Source organism: Kocuria sp. WRN011 (assembly GCF_002295155.1).
GTDB lineage: Bacteria > Actinomycetota > Actinomycetes > Actinomycetales > Micrococcaceae > Kocuria > Kocuria carniphila.
This window is the reverse complement of sequence record NZ_NSGI01000009.1, coordinates 13928-29955: the sequence shown is the minus strand read 5'-3', so window position 1 is coordinate 29955 and position 16028 is coordinate 13928. Positions and strand designations below refer to the sequence as shown.

The 16028-nt window shown below is 64.8% G+C and carries 14 protein-coding genes; 5 read left to right on the top strand and 9 right to left on the bottom strand.

Translation table 11 applies throughout. The annotated features are described in order from the left end of the window. The 7 genes from CKW39_RS12660 to CKW39_RS12630 form a co-directional block, all read right to left on the bottom strand. Positions 1-576 carry a DUF3817 domain-containing protein gene (locus CKW39_RS12660; RefSeq protein WP_311198964.1) on the bottom strand — a complete coding sequence of 192 codons (576 nt, stop codon included), beginning with the start codon at positions 574-576 and terminating at the stop codon, positions 1-3. A 121-nt stretch (positions 577-697) separates the two neighbouring features. Further along, complete coding sequence (locus CKW39_RS12655; protein WP_095798482.1) at positions 698-1768, bottom strand: hemolysin family protein; 1071 nt, start codon at positions 1766-1768, stop codon at positions 698-700. Further along, positions 1765-3315 (bottom strand): hemolysin family protein, encoded by a 1551-nt coding sequence (locus CKW39_RS12650; protein WP_095798481.1) that lies wholly within the window; start codon positions 3313-3315, stop codon positions 1765-1767. Before CKW39_RS12650 ends, CKW39_RS12655 begins: the two co-directional genes overlap by 4 nt. A 623-nt stretch (positions 3316-3938) precedes the next feature. Beyond that, positions 3939-4427, bottom strand: a complete 489-nt coding sequence (locus CKW39_RS12645) for a pyridoxamine 5'-phosphate oxidase family protein (RefSeq protein WP_158222949.1) — start codon at positions 4425-4427, stop codon at positions 3939-3941. A 108-nt stretch (positions 4428-4535) separates the two neighbouring features. After that, positions 4536-5948 (bottom strand): TIGR01777 family oxidoreductase, encoded by a 1413-nt coding sequence (locus CKW39_RS12640; RefSeq protein WP_095798479.1) that lies wholly within the window; start codon positions 5946-5948, stop codon positions 4536-4538. A gap of 155 nt (positions 5949-6103) precedes the next feature. Further along, positions 6104-7225 (bottom strand): Gfo/Idh/MocA family protein, encoded by a 1122-nt coding sequence (locus CKW39_RS12635; protein ID WP_095798478.1) that lies wholly within the window; start codon positions 7223-7225, stop codon positions 6104-6106. A gap of 191 nt (positions 7226-7416) precedes the next feature. Next, positions 7417-8217, bottom strand: a complete 801-nt coding sequence (locus CKW39_RS12630) for a carbon-nitrogen hydrolase family protein (RefSeq protein WP_095798553.1) — start codon at positions 8215-8217, stop codon at positions 7417-7419. 40 nt (positions 8218-8257) lie between these two features. On the opposite strand from CKW39_RS12630, the gene CKW39_RS12625 reads away from it, so the two are divergent. Continuing rightward, positions 8258-9427, top strand: a complete 1170-nt coding sequence (locus CKW39_RS12625) for an MFS transporter (RefSeq protein WP_095798477.1) — start codon at positions 8258-8260, stop codon at positions 9425-9427. Positions 9428-9541: 114 nt separating this feature from the next. Here CKW39_RS12625 and CKW39_RS12620 read toward each other — a convergent pair whose 3' ends face one another. After that, on the bottom strand, positions 9542-9934 hold the full coding sequence (locus CKW39_RS12620) for a hypothetical protein (protein WP_254049410.1): 393 nt from the start codon (positions 9932-9934) through the stop codon (positions 9542-9544). 79 nt (positions 9935-10013) lie between these two features. On the opposite strand from CKW39_RS12620, the gene CKW39_RS12615 reads away from it, so the two are divergent. The 3 genes from CKW39_RS12615 to CKW39_RS12605 all read left to right on the top strand — a co-directional run bounded on the left by CKW39_RS12615 (position 10014) and on the right by CKW39_RS12605 (position 12736). Then, positions 10014-10832, top strand: a complete 819-nt coding sequence (locus CKW39_RS12615; RefSeq protein WP_095798476.1) for a sulfurtransferase — start codon at positions 10014-10016, stop codon at positions 10830-10832. Positions 10833-10907: 75 nt separating this feature from the next. After that, entirely contained in the window at positions 10908-11933 is a 1026-nt protein-coding gene (locus CKW39_RS15335) for a hypothetical protein (protein WP_143470002.1), read from the top strand. Positions 11934-12115: 182 nt separating this feature from the next. Next, the gene (locus CKW39_RS12605) at positions 12116-12736 is read left to right on the top strand and encodes a hypothetical protein (RefSeq protein WP_095798474.1); all 621 of its coding nucleotides are present in this window, start codon (positions 12116-12118) and stop codon (positions 12734-12736) included. Positions 12737-12866: 130 nt separating this feature from the next. On the opposite strand, the gene CKW39_RS12600 is transcribed toward CKW39_RS12605, so the two are convergent. After that, entirely contained in the window at positions 12867-14522 is a 1656-nt protein-coding gene (locus CKW39_RS12600) for an AbgT family transporter (RefSeq protein WP_216823179.1), read from the bottom strand. 201 nt (positions 14523-14723) lie between these two features. Between CKW39_RS12600 and CKW39_RS12595 the strand changes: the two genes are divergently transcribed. Continuing rightward, positions 14724-16019, top strand: coding sequence for a hypothetical protein (locus tag CKW39_RS12595; protein WP_143470001.1), 1296 nt, complete (start codon positions 14724-14726; stop codon positions 16017-16019). The last annotated feature ends 9 nt before the right edge of the window (positions 16020-16028 follow it).

The following is a 16028-nucleotide window of genomic DNA, read 5'->3' as shown; positions in this document are numbered from 1 at the left end:
CTAGTTGAACCACTCGGTGGGCGGGCCTGCGTTCAGCAAGATCGTGAACAACAGGGCCACGAACACCACCAAGATCACGGCCGAGAGAATCGGCCAGCGCAGGATCACGGCCAGGAGCCGCTCGGCAGCAGTGCGAGCGGGTTCCTGGCCGTTCTGCGGTGCGCCACCGGCCGGAGCCACACGCCACTGCGACGACAGCAGACCCTTACGGTCCACGTGACGTTCGAAGGGAACCGTTGCGAACGGAACGGCCGCCAGGAGCAGGCCCAGAATTCCCTTGGGCGCAGGCCAGCGCTGATCCGTCCACACGACCACGGTGGACACGCAGTAGGACAGGAACACGAAGCCGTGGATGCTGCCTGCGATCCGCATGGTCCAGTCCGGTGCACCCAGTGCGTACTTGCCGATCATGGCCGCGATCAGCAACGCCCACGTGATCATCTCCGAGGTGGCCACCACGCGGTAGAGACCCCGGGGGCTCACGCGCGGCGTGTCGGTCGGAGACGTGCTGGTGTTCGGATTCGCGGCGTTGTTCACGCGCTCTCCGGATGCTGCTGAAGCTGACTGGCTGGGCATGTTTCTCCCTGGGATCACAGAACTGATGTCACACCATTATGGAAGTGCGGTTGCGGACGGGTCATCCACCGATCGATTGATTCGACTGCCCCGGTTGCTCGGATTGCTCTCGAGTGGCAGGTCAGTCCGCGACCGGCTTGCTCGTGGCATCTCGGACTTCACCCACGAGCTCCTCCAACACGTCCTCGAGGGCCACGATGTCAACCGACTCGTCCGTGGTGCGGGAATCCCTGGCGACCTCGCCCACCAGGGCGAAGTGAGCGCCGTCGGCCTGCATGGTGCGGGTGACCTTGCGCAACTTGTCCTGCGGGGCCACGCGCGCAAACCGACGGATCGATGCGGCCGGGATGGGTACGTGACGCATCTGCTCCGGCAATCCCAGAATGTCCTTGGTGTGGATGTAGCCCATGAGGCGCTCGTTCTGGTCCTGCACCGGGAATCGCGAGAAGCCGGTCTCCGCGCACATCAACTCGATACCCGCGGCGGTGATGTCGCTCGGAACGGTGCGCATGCCGCTCAGGGGCAGCGCGACATCCTTGGCGGTCATGTTCTCGAAGTTCAACGCGCCGGTGAGCAGTTGGATCTCGTCGTTGTCGAGCAGACCCTCGCGGCCGGATTCGGCCACGAACCCGCGAACTTCCTCGGACGTGAACGACGACGCGACCTCGTCCTTGGGCTCCACGCGGAAGAACCAACGAACCAGGTGGTTGGCCGTCTCGTTCATGATCCAGATAAACGGGCGGAACACCATGACGAACCCGTGCAGGATGGGCCCGAGCACCATGGCCGAGCGGCCCGGTACAGCAATCGCGATGTTCTTGGGAACCATCTCTCCCAGCACCATGTGCAGGAACGTCACGATCAACAGCGCGATCACCAGGGCAATCGGGTGCAGCAACGCTTCGGGCACACCGAAGTACTCGAGCGGTTGCTCGATGAGGTGCGCGATCGCGGGCTCGCCCACGGCACCGATCAGCAGTGAACACGCGGTGATGCCGAGCTGGGTGGCCGCGAGCGCCGTCGACACGTTTTCAATGCCCTTGAGGGCATATTTAGCGGTCTTGGAGCCTTCCGCGGCCTTGGGTTCCAGCTGGTCGCGGCGGGCCGAGACCATGGCGAACTCACTGGCCACGAAGAATGCGTTGCCCGCGAGCAACAGGATGAGAACGATAATGGCGGTGCTGGTGGTCATCGCTGCTGCTCCTCTCGGGGATCCTCGACCGAGACGTCGTCATCGCGACGGAACGAGGGGTTGCCTTGCAGTCCGGCCTGCGCCGCCTGGAATTCCTCGGCGGTTTCGGGCTGCCGCGGTTCGCCACCCAGAGGATCATTCCTGCCCGCCGGGGGTTTCCACTCGGTGGAGGTTGTGGAGCCACCTTGCTCGTCCGGGTCGCCACCTTCACGGCGCACCAGGATCCGGTCCACGCGGTGCTGGTCCATGCGGACCACTTCCAGATGGATGTTGGCCTTGGTGGGCAGGTCGTCCTCGTCACGGTGTGTGTGGTCGACAGCTTCCAGGGTCAGGGTGTCCCCCACGTGAGGCAGCCGGTCCAACTCTTCGGCCATAAGCCCGCCCAAGGTGTCCGACTCTTCACCTTCGGGCATGTCCAGCCGCAGCACGTCGCCGAGTTCGTCGGGGCGCAGCAGACCGGAAACCACCAGGCCGCCGTCACGGGTGCGCCGGAAGCGCTGGATCCGGGTGTCCTGCTCGTCATCGATCTCGCCCACGATTTCCTCGATGAGGTCCTCCAGGGTCACGATGCCGGCGGTGCCGCCGTATTCGTCCACCACAATGGCCATTTGCAGACCCTTGCCGCGCAGCTTACGCATGAGGGGGTCCAGGGTCATGGACTCCGAGACGACATCCGCCGGGGCGGCAATATCGGCCACGCGCTTGGTCGAGCGCTCCTCGAACGGCACGGCCAAGGCGTGGGTGTAGTGCACGATCCCCACGATCTCGTCCACTGACTCACCCATCACGGGGAAACGGGAGTGACCGGTCTCCGCTGCGGTGAGCAGCATGTGCTCCACGGTGTCATCGGATTCTAAGAACGTCACTCGCGGGCGCGGGCGCATCACATCAGCAGCGGTGCGCTCACCGAACTCGATGGAGCGGGCCACCAATTCGGCGGTTCCGGCTTCCAGGGTGCCTTCGCGGCCAGAGCGGTTCACCACGGCTGCCAGCTCGGCGGCGGTACGGGCGTTGGCCACTTCTTCCGTGGGTGTGAAGCCCAGGAAGCGCAGCACGGCGTTCGCGGATCCGTTCAGGACCTTGACCAACCAGCCGAATAGGAACATGAAGATTTTCTGCGGGTACACCACCACGTGGGTCACGCGCATCGGATCGGCAATGGCCCAGTTCTTGGGGACCAGCTCACCGAACACCATCTGCGTGAAGGTTGCCACGATGAACGCGGCCGTGGTGGCGACACCGGTGGCCGCGGCGTCGGGCATACCGGCCCAGCCGAGACCACCACGTAAGAGCTCACCGATACCGGGGCCGGTGATGAAGCCAGCCGTCAAACTGGTCACGGTGATACCCAGCTGGGCGCCGGACAAGTTGGTCGACGTCTTCTTGAGGCTGCCTTCGATGACGACGGCGCGCTTGTCACCTTCCGCTTCGGCGCGCTGAACCGCTTGCCGATCGACGGTGAGGAACGAGAACTCCACGGCCACGAACAATGCGTTGGCCAGAACCAAGAGAAGGAAAACGAGAAGGAGGAACCAGGCTGTCAGCACCAGACCACCTCACTCGACATGGGGGCTGCAATGCAGCGCGGGCTGGGGGCTGTGCCGGATCGGGGAAGAGGACTGCGCCTCTTCGGACTGTCCGACTCCTTGTCATCGGCGGAGGCGGGTACACCGAAGTACGCCGCGTGCCGGGAGAGTTGAGATGTCACGGAGAAAAGAATACAGAAACTCGCCGAACCATGCCGAGTGACGTTGGTCAAGTGGGTGAGGCGGGGGCGGCCTCGGGGGATGGGGCATGGTGTAGGGGGCCAGCCATGGGGCTTGGAACCTCTGGCACCGGGTCGCCGGGTTCCGAGCTCGCGTACAAGTCCCCACGTATCGGCCCGTGAACATCCGGGGCAGAGGTTAGCGCTCCTGGCTTCCAGGTGAACATCTGGGGTAGAGGTTAGCGCCGTTATCGGTGCCCTGAACATTATTGGCAGAGGGACGTAGATTTATCCCAGGTTTCGCTGCGAACCTCTACCCCAGATGTACAGCCATGTTAACCTCTGCCCGAGATGTCACAAGGCACCCCCGGGCCCCTGACGTCACTGGCCCCGGACGTCACAAGGCCCCGCGGTCACGGACTCAAAATCCGTAACCGCGGGGCCTCGCTCATCGCTACCGAAGAATTAGAGCTGCACGGTGTCATTCTTGCCGGCGTCCGGGCGTTCGCCGGTGACGCGGGCCTTGATCAGGGAGAGCACGGTCTTGACGCCCTCGGAGCTCCAGTACTCACCGGCCTCGGTGTTCACGCGAATCAGTGCGGCTTCGGGAGACTTGGGGTCCGCCTGCAGGAACGCACCGGTCAGTGCGCTGGCGAGTTCTTCCTTGCGCTGCGGATCCTCGACCAACTCTGCACGACCGCGCAGCGACACCCAGGTACCCTTCCCCACGAATGTCACGTTGACCTGGTCGTTGGCGGTGATCTGCTCAACGAGGTCCGAATCGCGGGAGGTCATGAACCACAAATCGCCGTCGAAATCCTTGTCCTGCACACCCATCGGACGGGTCACGATGCCGCCGTCCGCGGTGTGCGTGGCGATGACGCACGTGCTAATTCCGTCGATCAGTTCCTTGATGGTTTCTACTGCCTGGGTCTTGCCGTCCGTGTTTCCCATGTGTTCCTCCATTGCGTATTTGATGGTGCTGACCCGATCTCACGACTCTGATCAGCCGGACAAAATCGTGCGTCATTAATCGGCAAGTGCTGCCTGGGCCAACGAGGCTCAGCCCACCCGCCCCAAAATGTGCTCGGCACACGCACGCAGGTCCGCGTGCCGGAAGCGGTAGCCGGCCCCCAACAACTTGGACACGTCCACCCGGTGGCTTGCGGCCACAAGTTCCTCGGTGGCTTCCTTGCCGAGCAACGCTCGCGGTCCGGCCAGCGGCGTGGGCACCATGGCGGGTCGGTGCAGTACCCCCGCGACGATCCGCGCGAAATCCTTCTGCCGTACCGGATTGGGCGCGGCCAGGTGGTACGGACCGGACGCGTCCTCCGACAGCACCAGGTGCGCCACCGCACCGGCCATATCGTCGATTCCGATCCAGCTCTGCCACTGCTTACCGCCACCCAGCGGCCCGGACAACCCCGCCGTCATGAGGGGCAGTTGGGGTCGCAGCAGACCACCGCTCGGGGTCAGCACGAGACCGGTGCGCACGTTGACCACGCGCACGCCAAAGACCTCCGCACCGTGAGCGGCCTTCTCCCACTCGTCGCACACGTGCGCCAGGAATCCCTCACCGGGAGGCTGTTCCTCGGCCAGGATCTCGTCCCCGCGATCGGTCCCGTGATAGCCCACGGCCGATCCGACCACCAGGGCGCGCGGCCGCTGGTCGGCCGGAACCTGCCCGATCGCCCGCACCAGTAGCTTGGTGCTGGCCACGCGCGAGCGCAGGATCTCGGCCTTGTTCTTGTCCGTGAAGCGCGTGGCGATACTCGACCCGCCCAGGTGGAGTACGACGTCGATCCCCGCCAGATCCCGCGGGTTCAGTCGACCCTTGGCCGGGTCCCAGCCGATCACTCCCGGACCGGTGGAACCACCGCGTTTGAGCTGCACCACCTCGTGACCGCCGGTTTCCAGGAGCGCGCACACCTGCGATCCGATCAGCCCGGAGGCTCCGCCCACGGCGATCCGCAGCCGAGGTCCGCGGTGCTCGTCATGGAAGTCCAGGTCCCCGCGCAACTGCCGCTCCCGGTAGGCGAAGATGCGTTCCAACTGACCCCGCATGAGTTTGTCACTCGGGCCGCTGGCCTTGTCCAGGGAGGTGGGCAGTGCACGCACCGTAACTTGGTCACGGACGAGCGTGCCACCGGACGACGTTTCTTCGAAGTTGTGCCGATGCTCCCACTCCCCCAGTGGCCCGCGTTCCATGCGATCGGTGAAGTAGTGCGGCGGATCCCAGTCACCGTGACGAGCCGTCCAAGGCACGTGCACCGTGCCGAAGGTTCCGGGCACGGACACGCCCAACTTCACGCGCGAGCCGGGTTCGATCCCGTCCGTGGGTGCCTCCGTGACCTTGTCCGGCCCACCGCCGAAGGGCGGGGTGAGCCGGGTCAGGGCGCCGGGACGTTGATGCCACGCGAATACCTCATCACGAGGCTGGGTCAGTCGGGTTTCGTACTCGAACTGCTGTGCCATGGCGGGGCGTCCGTTCTGTGAGCGGAAATTCTCGGGCGACGTTCGGGGCTGAAAAGCGAGTTCTCAAGGCTAAAGGCGTTGAGCCCAGGATCCCTACCCGTGTTGGGACGGGGTGCATGAAACCTGAACTCAGCGAGCTGAAATCGCCGCAGTGATCAACCGTTCTGCGGAACCTGATCCACGAGCTCGTCGTCTTCAGGCTCGTCAGCCGGGGCCACCTTGCGCACCTGATCAGAGGTGATGCGGCGGTCGCGCTCGTACGGATCCAACCTCACGACCTCACCGGTCTCCAGTGAGCGCAGTACGGCCTCGTGAACGCGGGTGTCCAGTAGGCCTTCCTCACCGGACGGTTCGGGCTGTACGCCATCGCGGATGCAGTCCACGAAGTATTGGGTCTGCCCTCCGAATTGCTCCACCGGGTCGTGGGCGAAGCTTTCCGAATTACCGTCCTTGGTGAGTGTGTAGCTGATGCCCACGCCTTCTCCGAAACCGAAGCACGGCTCCGCGGTAATTTCCCCCTCGGTACCGGCAATCGTGAAGCGTTCAGCGGATTCGGACGCGTACGAAATGGTGAACTGGGCCAGCCGGTCCTCCGGGAAGCGCAGGGTCACGGCCACGGTGTCGTCGAAGTTGAACTCCCGACCCGGAGTACGCACACCCACGGCGTGAACCGCGATGGGTTCGGACGCGAACAGGTTGCGCACCTCGTTGAGCGGGTAAGTGCCCATGTCCGGAATCGGCCCACCCCAGTAGCCGGAGTGGCCGCGGTGGTTCTCCTCCGCAATATCCTGCGAGAACACGGATGAGAAATAGCGGGGGTCGCCAATGACCTTCTGGTCGCGGACCTTCTCGATCATCTCCACGGTGCCTGGTTCCTGGTGCAGCCGGTAGGCAACCATCAGCGTGGCACCGGACTTATCGGCTGCGTCGATAATGGCCTGGCAGTCCTCCACTGAGGTTTCCATGGGCTTCTCGAGCAGCACGTGCAACCCGGCCTCGAGAGCCGGTTCCGCGAACTCGCGGTGCCGGAAAACGGGGGTGGCAACATAGACGGCGTCAATATCGCCGGAAGAAAGCAGCGCCGGATATTCCTCGTAGGAATAAGCGGCCACGCCGAACTCCTGGCCGATCTCCTCAGCCTTTTCCGCGCTGGACGTCACCAACGCAGCCAATTCGGCATCCTTGATCTGGGTGAGACCCGGGATGAACGCCTGCTGGGAAATCTGGCCGACCCCCACCACGGCAAAACGCACGGGGCCGTCAATCTTCTGGGACATGTGAACCTCCAAGAGTGGTGTCGCTTCCACGCCGAGTCAGTCAGCGTGCTTATCGGGACAACTGTTTCCACCCTACGTGCGGCTCTCAGCCTTGTCAGGGGTCGTTCACCCAGCGCGCACAACACCCGCGATTTATGGTTCCCTATTCCACTTCTACCCATGGATTTCGGTAATAGGGAACCCCAAAACCGTTACGAGAAGTCGCGCGCGTTCTCCAGCACCGGAATGGACTTGCGTGTCTTCTCGACCAGGTCCAGATCCAAGTCCACCACCAGGTAATCGGGTGCATCCTCCAGCGACGCGACCACGGAGCCGTTCGGTGCGGCGACCAGGCTGTGCCCCACACCCAGCGGTGCGTTGCCCTCAACTTTGCGACCCACCGACGCCGGGTTTGCCTGCCCCACGGCCACGACGTACGACGTCGCATCCAGGGCTCGCGCGCGCGCCAACAGTTCCCACTGTTCGACCTTGCCGGGACCATCGCCCCAGGAGGCGCCGAGCAGGACGACCTGAGCGCCGTCGGCGGCCATGTGCGTGAAAAGTGCGGGGAAGCGGATGTCGTAGCAGGTGGCCACGCCCACGGTGACGCCGGCCAGATCAAAGGTGACCGGTGCAGCGCCGGCCTGTACGGTGTCCGATTCCTTGAAGCCGAACGCGTCGTAAAGGTGGGTCTTGTCGTAGCTGAGCACTCGACCGTCCGCGAGCGCGATGACCGCGGTGTTGCGCACGCGGCCCTCGTCGCCGGGGCTGAACATGCCCGCCACGATCGCCACGCCGTGCTCCTGAGCAGCCTGCGAGACCGCCTGCGCCCACGGGCCATCGACCGGCTCGGCAACGTTCTTGAGGCTGCGACCGAAGGCGAACATCGTGGCCTCTGGCAGCACCAGCACGTCCGCGCGGTCCTGCCCGGCGCGAGCGGCAAGCTCTTGCACCTGTTCCAAGTTTTCTTGCGGATCGTGCGAGCTGAGGATCTGTCCGATGGCGATGCGCATGTTTTCCAGCGTATCCGGATCGGGGTGCAGGATGGAGAGCATGAATTCACCCGCGAGCGCCGGAAATCCCCAACAGGTCCCCACATGGACGTTGGGCGCCGTGGGCTTTGTGTCCTTCTTCGACCGCTTCGGCACGCCACCCATGTTGCTGATCATGTCCAACGACACCGGCCTGGATGTGCGCCAAGTCGTCCAGTTGTTCACCGTCTACTCGCTGCTCTACGCCCTGGGGCAACCGCTGTGGGGCGTGCTGAGTGACCGGTGGGGGCGCCACATCGTGCTGCGGGTTGCGCTGATCGGCGTGGTGTTCGGCTCGATCGCGAGCGTTCTGGCCAGTGGTTACGTCGCGCTGCTGATCGCCCGAGGGTTCGTGGGACTCACGGTGGGTGCGCTGTATCCCACGCTGCTCACCCTCATCGGGGACACCCGGATCGGCCCGGCCAAGGTGCATGCACTCTCGGATCTGCTCGCGTACTCATCGATCGGCAACGCGGTGGCCACGCTGACCACCGGGGCGATTGCGGCGTGGCTCAGCTGGCGCGTGGTCTTCGGCATCGTGGCTGTCGCGTGCCTGGCGCTACTGATTCTGCTGCGTCACGTGCGCGCTCCCAGACCCGAACGCACGTCCACCGCCAAGGGAGGCGCCTTCACCAAGTGGCCGCTCGTGGTCTACGCCGTGGCCTTCACCGAGGGCGTGGTGCTCGTGGGCATCCTGACCTACGTGGTTCCCGCGCTGCAGAGCGTGGGCGTGAGCGTGGCCCTGGCCGGCGTGCTGGGCGCGACCTATGGCCTGGGCGTGGTGGTGGGCGCACCCATCATGCGGGTGCTCTCGCGGCGGTTCTCGCGCACCCAGTGCATGGTGTGGGGCGGCGTGTTCATGGTGCTGGGCATGGGCGCCTCCGCCCTGTCCGCCACACCTATTCCCCTGACGATCACGGCCGTGTGCATCGGCCTGACCAATGCGATCCTGCATTCGTCCGTGCAGGGCTGGGCCACCGAGGTCTCCCCCAACGCCCGTGCCACGACCGTTTCGTTCTTCGTCACGTCGCTGTTCCTCGGTGCCGCTGCCGGCACGTTCGTCACGGCCGGTCTCGCCGACGCCGCTCGGTTCGGCACCATCTTCGGCATCGGGGCGATCGCGGGGCTGGGGATCACGGTGTTTGCCAGCACGGCCCACGCACGGTGGGTGCGCTCCACAGCTACGTCCTGACCGCGCGCCATGTCCTGACCGCGTTGGCGGGACAAACGCGCCACCGCTGCTGAGCCTCCGGGCACCCCGCACATGGGCATCAGCCAGCTGTCCAGTGTGGGGTGCACTCGGCGGTCAGGCGTACTTGGCGATCTTCACCGCGCTCGCAATCATAGGGATCTGCAACGGCAAGCGACCCAGGGAAATGAGCTGCTTGTCCATCGGCCGGTGGCGCCAGTCCCACGCCATTTTCATGTTGCCCGGCCACACCCCGAGGAACAGCGCCGTGGCCGCGACACCGCCCAGCTTGCGGGTGGCGGGCACGAGCAACAGTCCGGCCGTTGCGAGTTCTGCATACCCCGATCCGATGGCCCACTGCCGCGCGGTTCCGGGCAACTGCTCGGGAATCAGTCGTTCGAACGGCCGCGGCTGCACCAGGTGAAGCACACCCATTCCCGTGAGCGCCAGGCCCGTGAACAGTGCGGACTTATGTGCGCCTTTGCGCTTCTGCATCAGATTGTTGGTCATGGGAAACGGTAACCCGAGCGCATTCCGGCAAGCTGGGCAGCGTCGTAAAGTGGCGATAACACGCTCGAAGGAGACCCACATGGAACCGTTCGTCACCGCCGACTGGCTGCAGGAACACCGCGATTCAGTCGTACTCGCGGACGCCCGCATGTACCTGGATGGCCGCAGCGCCCGCGCCGCCTACCTGCAAGGCCACCTGCCCGGCGCCGTGTTCGTGGATGTCTCCGGAGCCTTAGCGGCGCCCGCATCCCCGGAGGGCGGCCGCCATCCGCTCCCCACTTCCGAAGACTTCGCTGCGGCCATGTCCGCTGCGGGCATCGGCGATGACACCACGGTGGTCGCCTACGACGATGCCGGTGGCGTGATGGCCGCGCGTCTCGTCTGGATGTTGCGCACCACGGGACACGACGCCGCGCTCCTGAACGGCGGCATCGACGCCTTCCCACCCGACTCCTTGGACACGCACTTCGAGAACCCCGAACCGGCGCATTTCACACCCACCCCCTGGCCCCGTGAGGCACTGGCCACCATTGACGAAGCAGCCGGCGGCGGCACGGTGATTGACGCGCGCGATCGAACCCGTTTCGACGGTCACGGACCGGACCCCGTGGACCCGCGGTCGGGGCACATCCCCGGCGCGCACAACGTACCTGCCCGAGAGCACCTGGCCGAGGACAAGACCCTGCAGCCCGTCGAGCAACTGCGGAAGCGTTTCCAGGACGCCGGCGTGACGGACGCGAACGACATGATTTCCTACTGCGGTTCCGGCGTGTCAGCGTGCCACAACCTACTGGTGGCCGAATTCGCCGGGCTGGGGCGCGGACGACTATTCCCCGGAAGCTGGTCCCAGTACGCCCACACGGACCGCCCGGCCGAGACCAGTCCGTTACCGAACTGAACCCCAAGTCACAGCTTGGTAACTTAAGCACATTCACTATTGCAAAGTAATGCGAGGCCGTCCAAGCTATGTGACATGACCCACATGAAGGCCCGGTTCTGGGCCACCTTCCTCGGACTCACCGCTGTTGTCGCTCTCACCGGATGCGGGGCCATGACCGCCGCTCCGCAGTCGAATCAGGGGAACGGCACATCAGTCGCCGCGCCTTCCGATTCGACCCCGAATACCTCCACCGATACCGCTACTACCCGCATCACCGAGAACCCCGCACCCGCCCGCACCACCGGCACCCAGCCCGCTACCACGGCACCTGTTACTTCAGCTCCTGTTTCATCGGCCCCGGCCAGCGCTGCACCCGCAGCATCCCCACCAGCAGCAGCACCGTCTACGGGCAACTCGGGTAACCCCGCTCCGGCGACCCCCGCCGTGACCGGAGACCCGGCACCCACTGCGGGAACGCCGTCGGCCCCGAAGCCCGGAACCCCCGCGACCGAGGCGCCGGCAGCGCCGTCGACCCCCGCCGCGGAGCCCCCGACGCAGGGCCCCGGTGGCTACCCCGTGGTGACTCCGGAGAACTCACCCCGGGTGGGTCTGGATACGAACGGCAAGTACGCCCCGGGTCTGAAGTTGGCCGCGATGGATCAGGGGCGCCTGTTCTTCGCCTACCCGGAGCACTGGACCGTGATTGCCACGTCTGACTCGTCCATGAGCATCAGCTCCCCGGACGGCTCCGTCGAGGGCGGGATCGACATCCGACAGGCCGGCGCCACCAAGCCCGAGATGCCCCAAATGAGTCACACACGCACGGTCTACGGCCAGGCGCAGGGGTCGGATCACGCGGCGAACGTAGTGGTGGGTCGTACGGACGGCCCGTTCAACACCGATCGGCTGAGCTGGCGCCTTCAGGACCCGACCACAGGTGGATCGGGGTTGGCACTGAGTGACGGGCGAGTGGTCGATGCCCAGCTGTACGCCATCATTGGCGAGGGCGAGCCCCAGCTGACGGGCCCGGAGATCGAGCAGGTGATCGACGGGATCCCCCAGCACCCGGACCACCTGGCGGCCCAGAACATCTTGGGAACCGTCCACCACTTGGGCTGACACCGCGTTGACGGGGAGAGGTCATCGCCGGGAGAGGGCCGGGGATCGCATACGCGGTCCCCGGCCCTTCTCTGCGTCCAGGCGGCGCGACGCCCAGTCAGGATGCTTACGTTTTATGCAGTTCAGTGCCAATATTGGAATCAACGAGTGTCATCCGTGACACCCCTGACGAGGAGGCAGCCATGACCAAGCGACCCGAGAATTCCGACCCCATTGCTTCGGCCGGCCAAATCGACGACCCCGACCAGCCCGTGAGCCGCGACGACGATCACGAGACCGGTCAGCGCGAGAAGTCCGACGAAGAAGCCGACAACCCCGGGCATCAAGCCCGAGATCGTCGCGCAGACGGAGCCACCAACGCGAAAGCCTCCCGCTCCGACGAACGCGCCGCTCGAGGCAGTGGCAAGCCGCCCAAGGCCATCAAGGAGACGGGTTTCCCCAACGTGGACGCGGCCGAAGTCGAGGCCCAGCACGGTCATGACGTCGATTCGTCGGCCATGGCGGCGGGACGCAAGTTCCAACCGCCCGTCGGTCGGAAGGACCCCAATGTCCCCAACCTCCCGCCCGCTGGCGAGGACCTGCACAGCCCTCAAGGCCGCGACCTCACTGAGGCTGCCCGCAACGACCGCGACGGCGACAGCTCGGAGGCCGAGACTTACGGCACCCCGGAGAACACGGGTGGCCCCGAGCCGATTACGCATTCTCGCGCCGTCGAAGACCGGGTGCAGCAGCAGGAGCACGACTACAACCTGGAAGAAACCGAGGACGGCGAGCGCTACATGACTCCTCGTGAGGGCCACTAGCGCGTTTCACACCGCCCAGGTGCGATTTAAGGTTCCGTATCCCCGATTCCAGCGTTGGAATCGGGGATACGGAACCTTTTTTCGTGGTCTGGCCACGCCGACGACGCCGCTCGGGCGCCGTCGTGCGCGATCAGCGGGTGGGCGAGCCGGGGCCCAGCGGGATTCCCAGACCCCACCACGCGAGGAAGAACAGGAACCAGACCACCAGCATCGCCAGGGACACCGGAATGGTCAGGGACATGAGCGTGCCGATGCCCGCCTTGGGGTACCACCGCTGCATGAAGCCCAAGGTCATGGCGAAGAACGGGTTCAGCGGGGACACCACGTTCGAGGGTGAATCGCCGATACGGAATAGCATCTGCGTGGTCTCCGGCGGGATCGACAGGTACATGAACATGGGCACGACCACGGGAGCGGTCAGCGTCCATTGCGCGGAACCGGAGGTGATCAGGATGTTCACCACGGCGACCAACAGCACGAAGCCGGCGAACAGGACCACGGTGGGCACGTCGGCGTCGCCGAGGAACTCCGAGCCCTTGATCGCGAGCACCGTGCCCATGTTGGACCAATCGAACCATGCGATGAACTGCGATGCCGCGAAGAACAGCACGATGAGCGGGGCCACCTGGGTGATGGCCGAGGCCATCATGGGCGGTATATCGGAGGGCTTGCTCAGGGTGCCGGCCACCCAGCCATAGACGGAGCCACACAGGAAGAACAGGAGTGCGATCGGCACGGCCACACCACTGATGAGCACCGAGGTCAGCGGGGATCCGTCCTCACCGGGGAACGGAGTGTTGGGCATGAACATGAGGGTGAAGTAAATAGCCAAGCCGATGGCCAGCGCGATCATTGCCGCAACGAGTCCCTTGATCTCACGCGGGGAGGTGGATGAGAGATCCTCTTCGGTGAGGGTTTCGGCCTCGTCGCCGTTGCCGTTCTCGTCAGCGGCCTGCTCGGCCGCTTCCTGCTGGCTCAGCTCATCGGCTTCGTAGCGCTTGGAGAGCTTGGTGAGCACCAATTCGGAAACCACGGTGATGACCAGGGCCAGGACCACTGCGGATGCCGCGGAGAAGAAATAGTTGGCGATCGGAGAGACCGTGTACTCGGGATCCACGAGCTGCGCAGCGGACTGAGTGATGCCGCCCAACAGCGGGTCGGTCAGGTTCACGACCAGCGAGGCGTTGAAGCCGGCGGAGGACGAGACGAATGCGATCACCGCACCCAGCACGGCGGAGCGGCCGGCGGCCTTGAACGCTGCGGCGCCCAAGGGAATCAGCACCACGACAATGGCGTCCGAGGCAACGGAGCCGGTCACACCGGCCAGGGCCAGAACGAAGGTCAACCAACCGGCGGATACCCGCGACACCACGAGCTTGACCGCGGTGTTGATCAGGCCGGTGCGTTCGGCCACGGCAACACCGAGGAGCACGGTGATGACCACGCCCAGTGGCGGGAATGTCGCGAAGTTTTCGACGGCCTCCCCCACCATGCGCTGGGCGCCCTCGGGGGTGAGAAGGTTCTGAATCGCAACCTCTTCGCCGTCGGCGGGGTTCACGGCCGTGATGCCGATGCTCGACAGCAGTGCGGACAGCGCCACCACCGCGCCGGCCAGAATCACGAACAACCAGAACGGGTCCGGCAGCTTATTTCCCAACACCTCCACCACGCTGAGCGCGCGGATCATGGGCCCGTTTTTCGGTGGCTTTTCCTGGGTTTCATCCGCCGCGCTCGTGGATGAACCGTTCGTCTTTTTCGCCGTGGTAGCGGCCTCGGTTTCAGTCATGGAGTTCTCTCATCGGCTGTCAGGTCGAAGGGGCGCGGCGCTCATGCCCGAGTGCCCCACGACACTATCAAGACGGGGCTTTCACACTCCTCCCGAGAGCAATTACCCATGTCATAGCAGCTTAGTGGCACACATCACAGGTCTATTACGATCCACTGTTTACCATTGCAAACCAGCGGGAGTCTCGAAAGACTCGGAGACATGGCACACAGAAAAGCCCGCGACTGGGCTGTAACCCTCGGAATATCCACCACTATCGCATTGACCGGGTGCGGCACTTCGACCCCGGCAAGCACAGCGTCCGAAACGCAACACACCACGGCGCAGGACGCATCCGCGACTGCGTCGCAAGCGACGTCGTCCCCGGCGCAGAGCGAGAACACGCAGGCCGCCTCGAGGGGTGCGAAACAGACGACCGGTGCCCTCACGGAGACCTACACGTCACCCGACGGGAGTTACTCCGTGAAGTACCCGTCCTCGTGGCAGGCCACGACCGATAAGGGCTACCTGGAACTGACTAGCCCTGACGGCTCAGTCACCGGCCACGTGTCCGCAACCGGAACGCACGGCCCAGGTGAGGAATGGTTCACGGATCGCCACCTCGATCACATGACCTCCTATCCCGCCGAGCGCCTCACCGAACTTCTGGGCACCACGGTGGGCCTCTACTCCGGCTTCAAGGCCGGGGACAGCCCTGAACAAGATTTCGTGGCGCACGGGCTGAGCCAGGTCAACGCCAGCGGCATGGTGTCGCTGGGGAAAACCGACAGCAAGGAAGAACTGTGGGCCTCTTTCGAACAGACCGGCGTGAACACAACCGGCAAGGCCCTGACGGACGCCGAGGCGGCGAAGGCCGCCGAGAAGGCGGTGAAATCAGAGAACGGTGTCACGACTCAGGCCATCCTGAAGTCGGTCGCGATCACCCCGGAGGCCTCGCCCGAACCGCCCGCCCAGGGTGAAGCGGAGGCGTTGACGGAGACCTACACGGCGCCCGACGGTCGCTACTCGCTGAAGTACCCCGCATCCTGGACCGCGAAGACCGACAAGGGGTACTTGGAGCTGACCAGCCCCTCGGGAGAGTTCACCGGACGCGTTGCCACCACGGACGTCCGACCGGCCACCGAGGAGTGGTTCACCACCACCAGGACCATGGGAGATGGTGGAGTTGAATCGCCGATCACCGAACAGCTGGGGAGCCAGGTCAGCACCTACTCCGCGTATGTTCACAGCCCTGAGTCAGCCGACAAGGACCTGGCGCTCTATGGGCTGACACAGGTCAACTCCTCGGGCATGGTGTCGCTACTGGACGGCTCCGGCACGGGTGAACTCTGGGTTGAGTTCACCGCTACGCCTCCCACCGTGACCAACCAGGCGCTGTCCCATGAGGAGGCGAAGGAGATTTTGAACAAGGTCGATACGACCTTCCAGGATGTCCCGACGGTTAAGGCCATACTGCAGTCCATCCGCCTGGTCGACGCCGCGGTGTCCGTTGGCTAATCACTTCGT

Excerpts from the sequence above, each read along its gene's own strand:
- CKW39_RS12640 (WP_095798479.1), bottom strand. The coding sequence starts at position 5,948 with ATGGCACAGCAGTTCGAGTACGAAACCCGACTGACCCAGCCTCGTGAT.
- CKW39_RS12595 (WP_143470001.1), top strand. The coding sequence starts at position 14,724 with ATGGCACACAGAAAAGCCCGCGACTGGGCTGTAACCCTCGGAATATCC.
- CKW39_RS15335 (WP_143470002.1), top strand. The coding sequence starts at position 10,908 with ATGACCCACATGAAGGCCCGGTTCTGGGCCACCTTCCTCGGACTCACC.
- CKW39_RS12605 (WP_095798474.1), top strand. The coding sequence starts at position 12,116 with ATGACCAAGCGACCCGAGAATTCCGACCCCATTGCTTCGGCCGGCCAA.
- CKW39_RS12615 (WP_095798476.1), top strand. The coding sequence starts at position 10,014 with ATGGAACCGTTCGTCACCGCCGACTGGCTGCAGGAACACCGCGATTCA.
- CKW39_RS12655 (WP_095798482.1), bottom strand. The coding sequence starts at position 1,768 with ATGACCACCAGCACCGCCATTATCGTTCTCATCCTGTTGCTCGCGGGC.
- CKW39_RS12660 (WP_311198964.1), bottom strand. The coding sequence starts at position 576 with ATGCCCAGCCAGTCAGCTTCAGCAGCATCCGGAGAGCGCGTGAACAAC.
- CKW39_RS12645 (WP_158222949.1), bottom strand. The coding sequence starts at position 4,427 with ATGGGAAACACGGACGGCAAGACCCAGGCAGTAGAAACCATCAAGGAA.
- CKW39_RS12625 (WP_095798477.1), top strand. The coding sequence starts at position 8,258 with ATGAATTCACCCGCGAGCGCCGGAAATCCCCAACAGGTCCCCACATGG.
- CKW39_RS12635 (WP_095798478.1), bottom strand. The coding sequence starts at position 7,225 with ATGTCCCAGAAGATTGACGGCCCCGTGCGTTTTGCCGTGGTGGGGGTC.
- CKW39_RS12630 (WP_095798553.1), bottom strand. The coding sequence starts at position 8,217 with ATGCGCATCGCCATCGGACAGATCCTCAGCTCGCACGATCCGCAAGAA.
- CKW39_RS12620 (WP_254049410.1), bottom strand. The coding sequence starts at position 9,934 with ATGACCAACAATCTGATGCAGAAGCGCAAAGGCGCACATAAGTCCGCA.
- CKW39_RS12600 (WP_216823179.1), bottom strand. The coding sequence starts at position 14,522 with ATGACTGAAACCGAGGCCGCTACCACGGCGAAAAAGACGAACGGTTCA.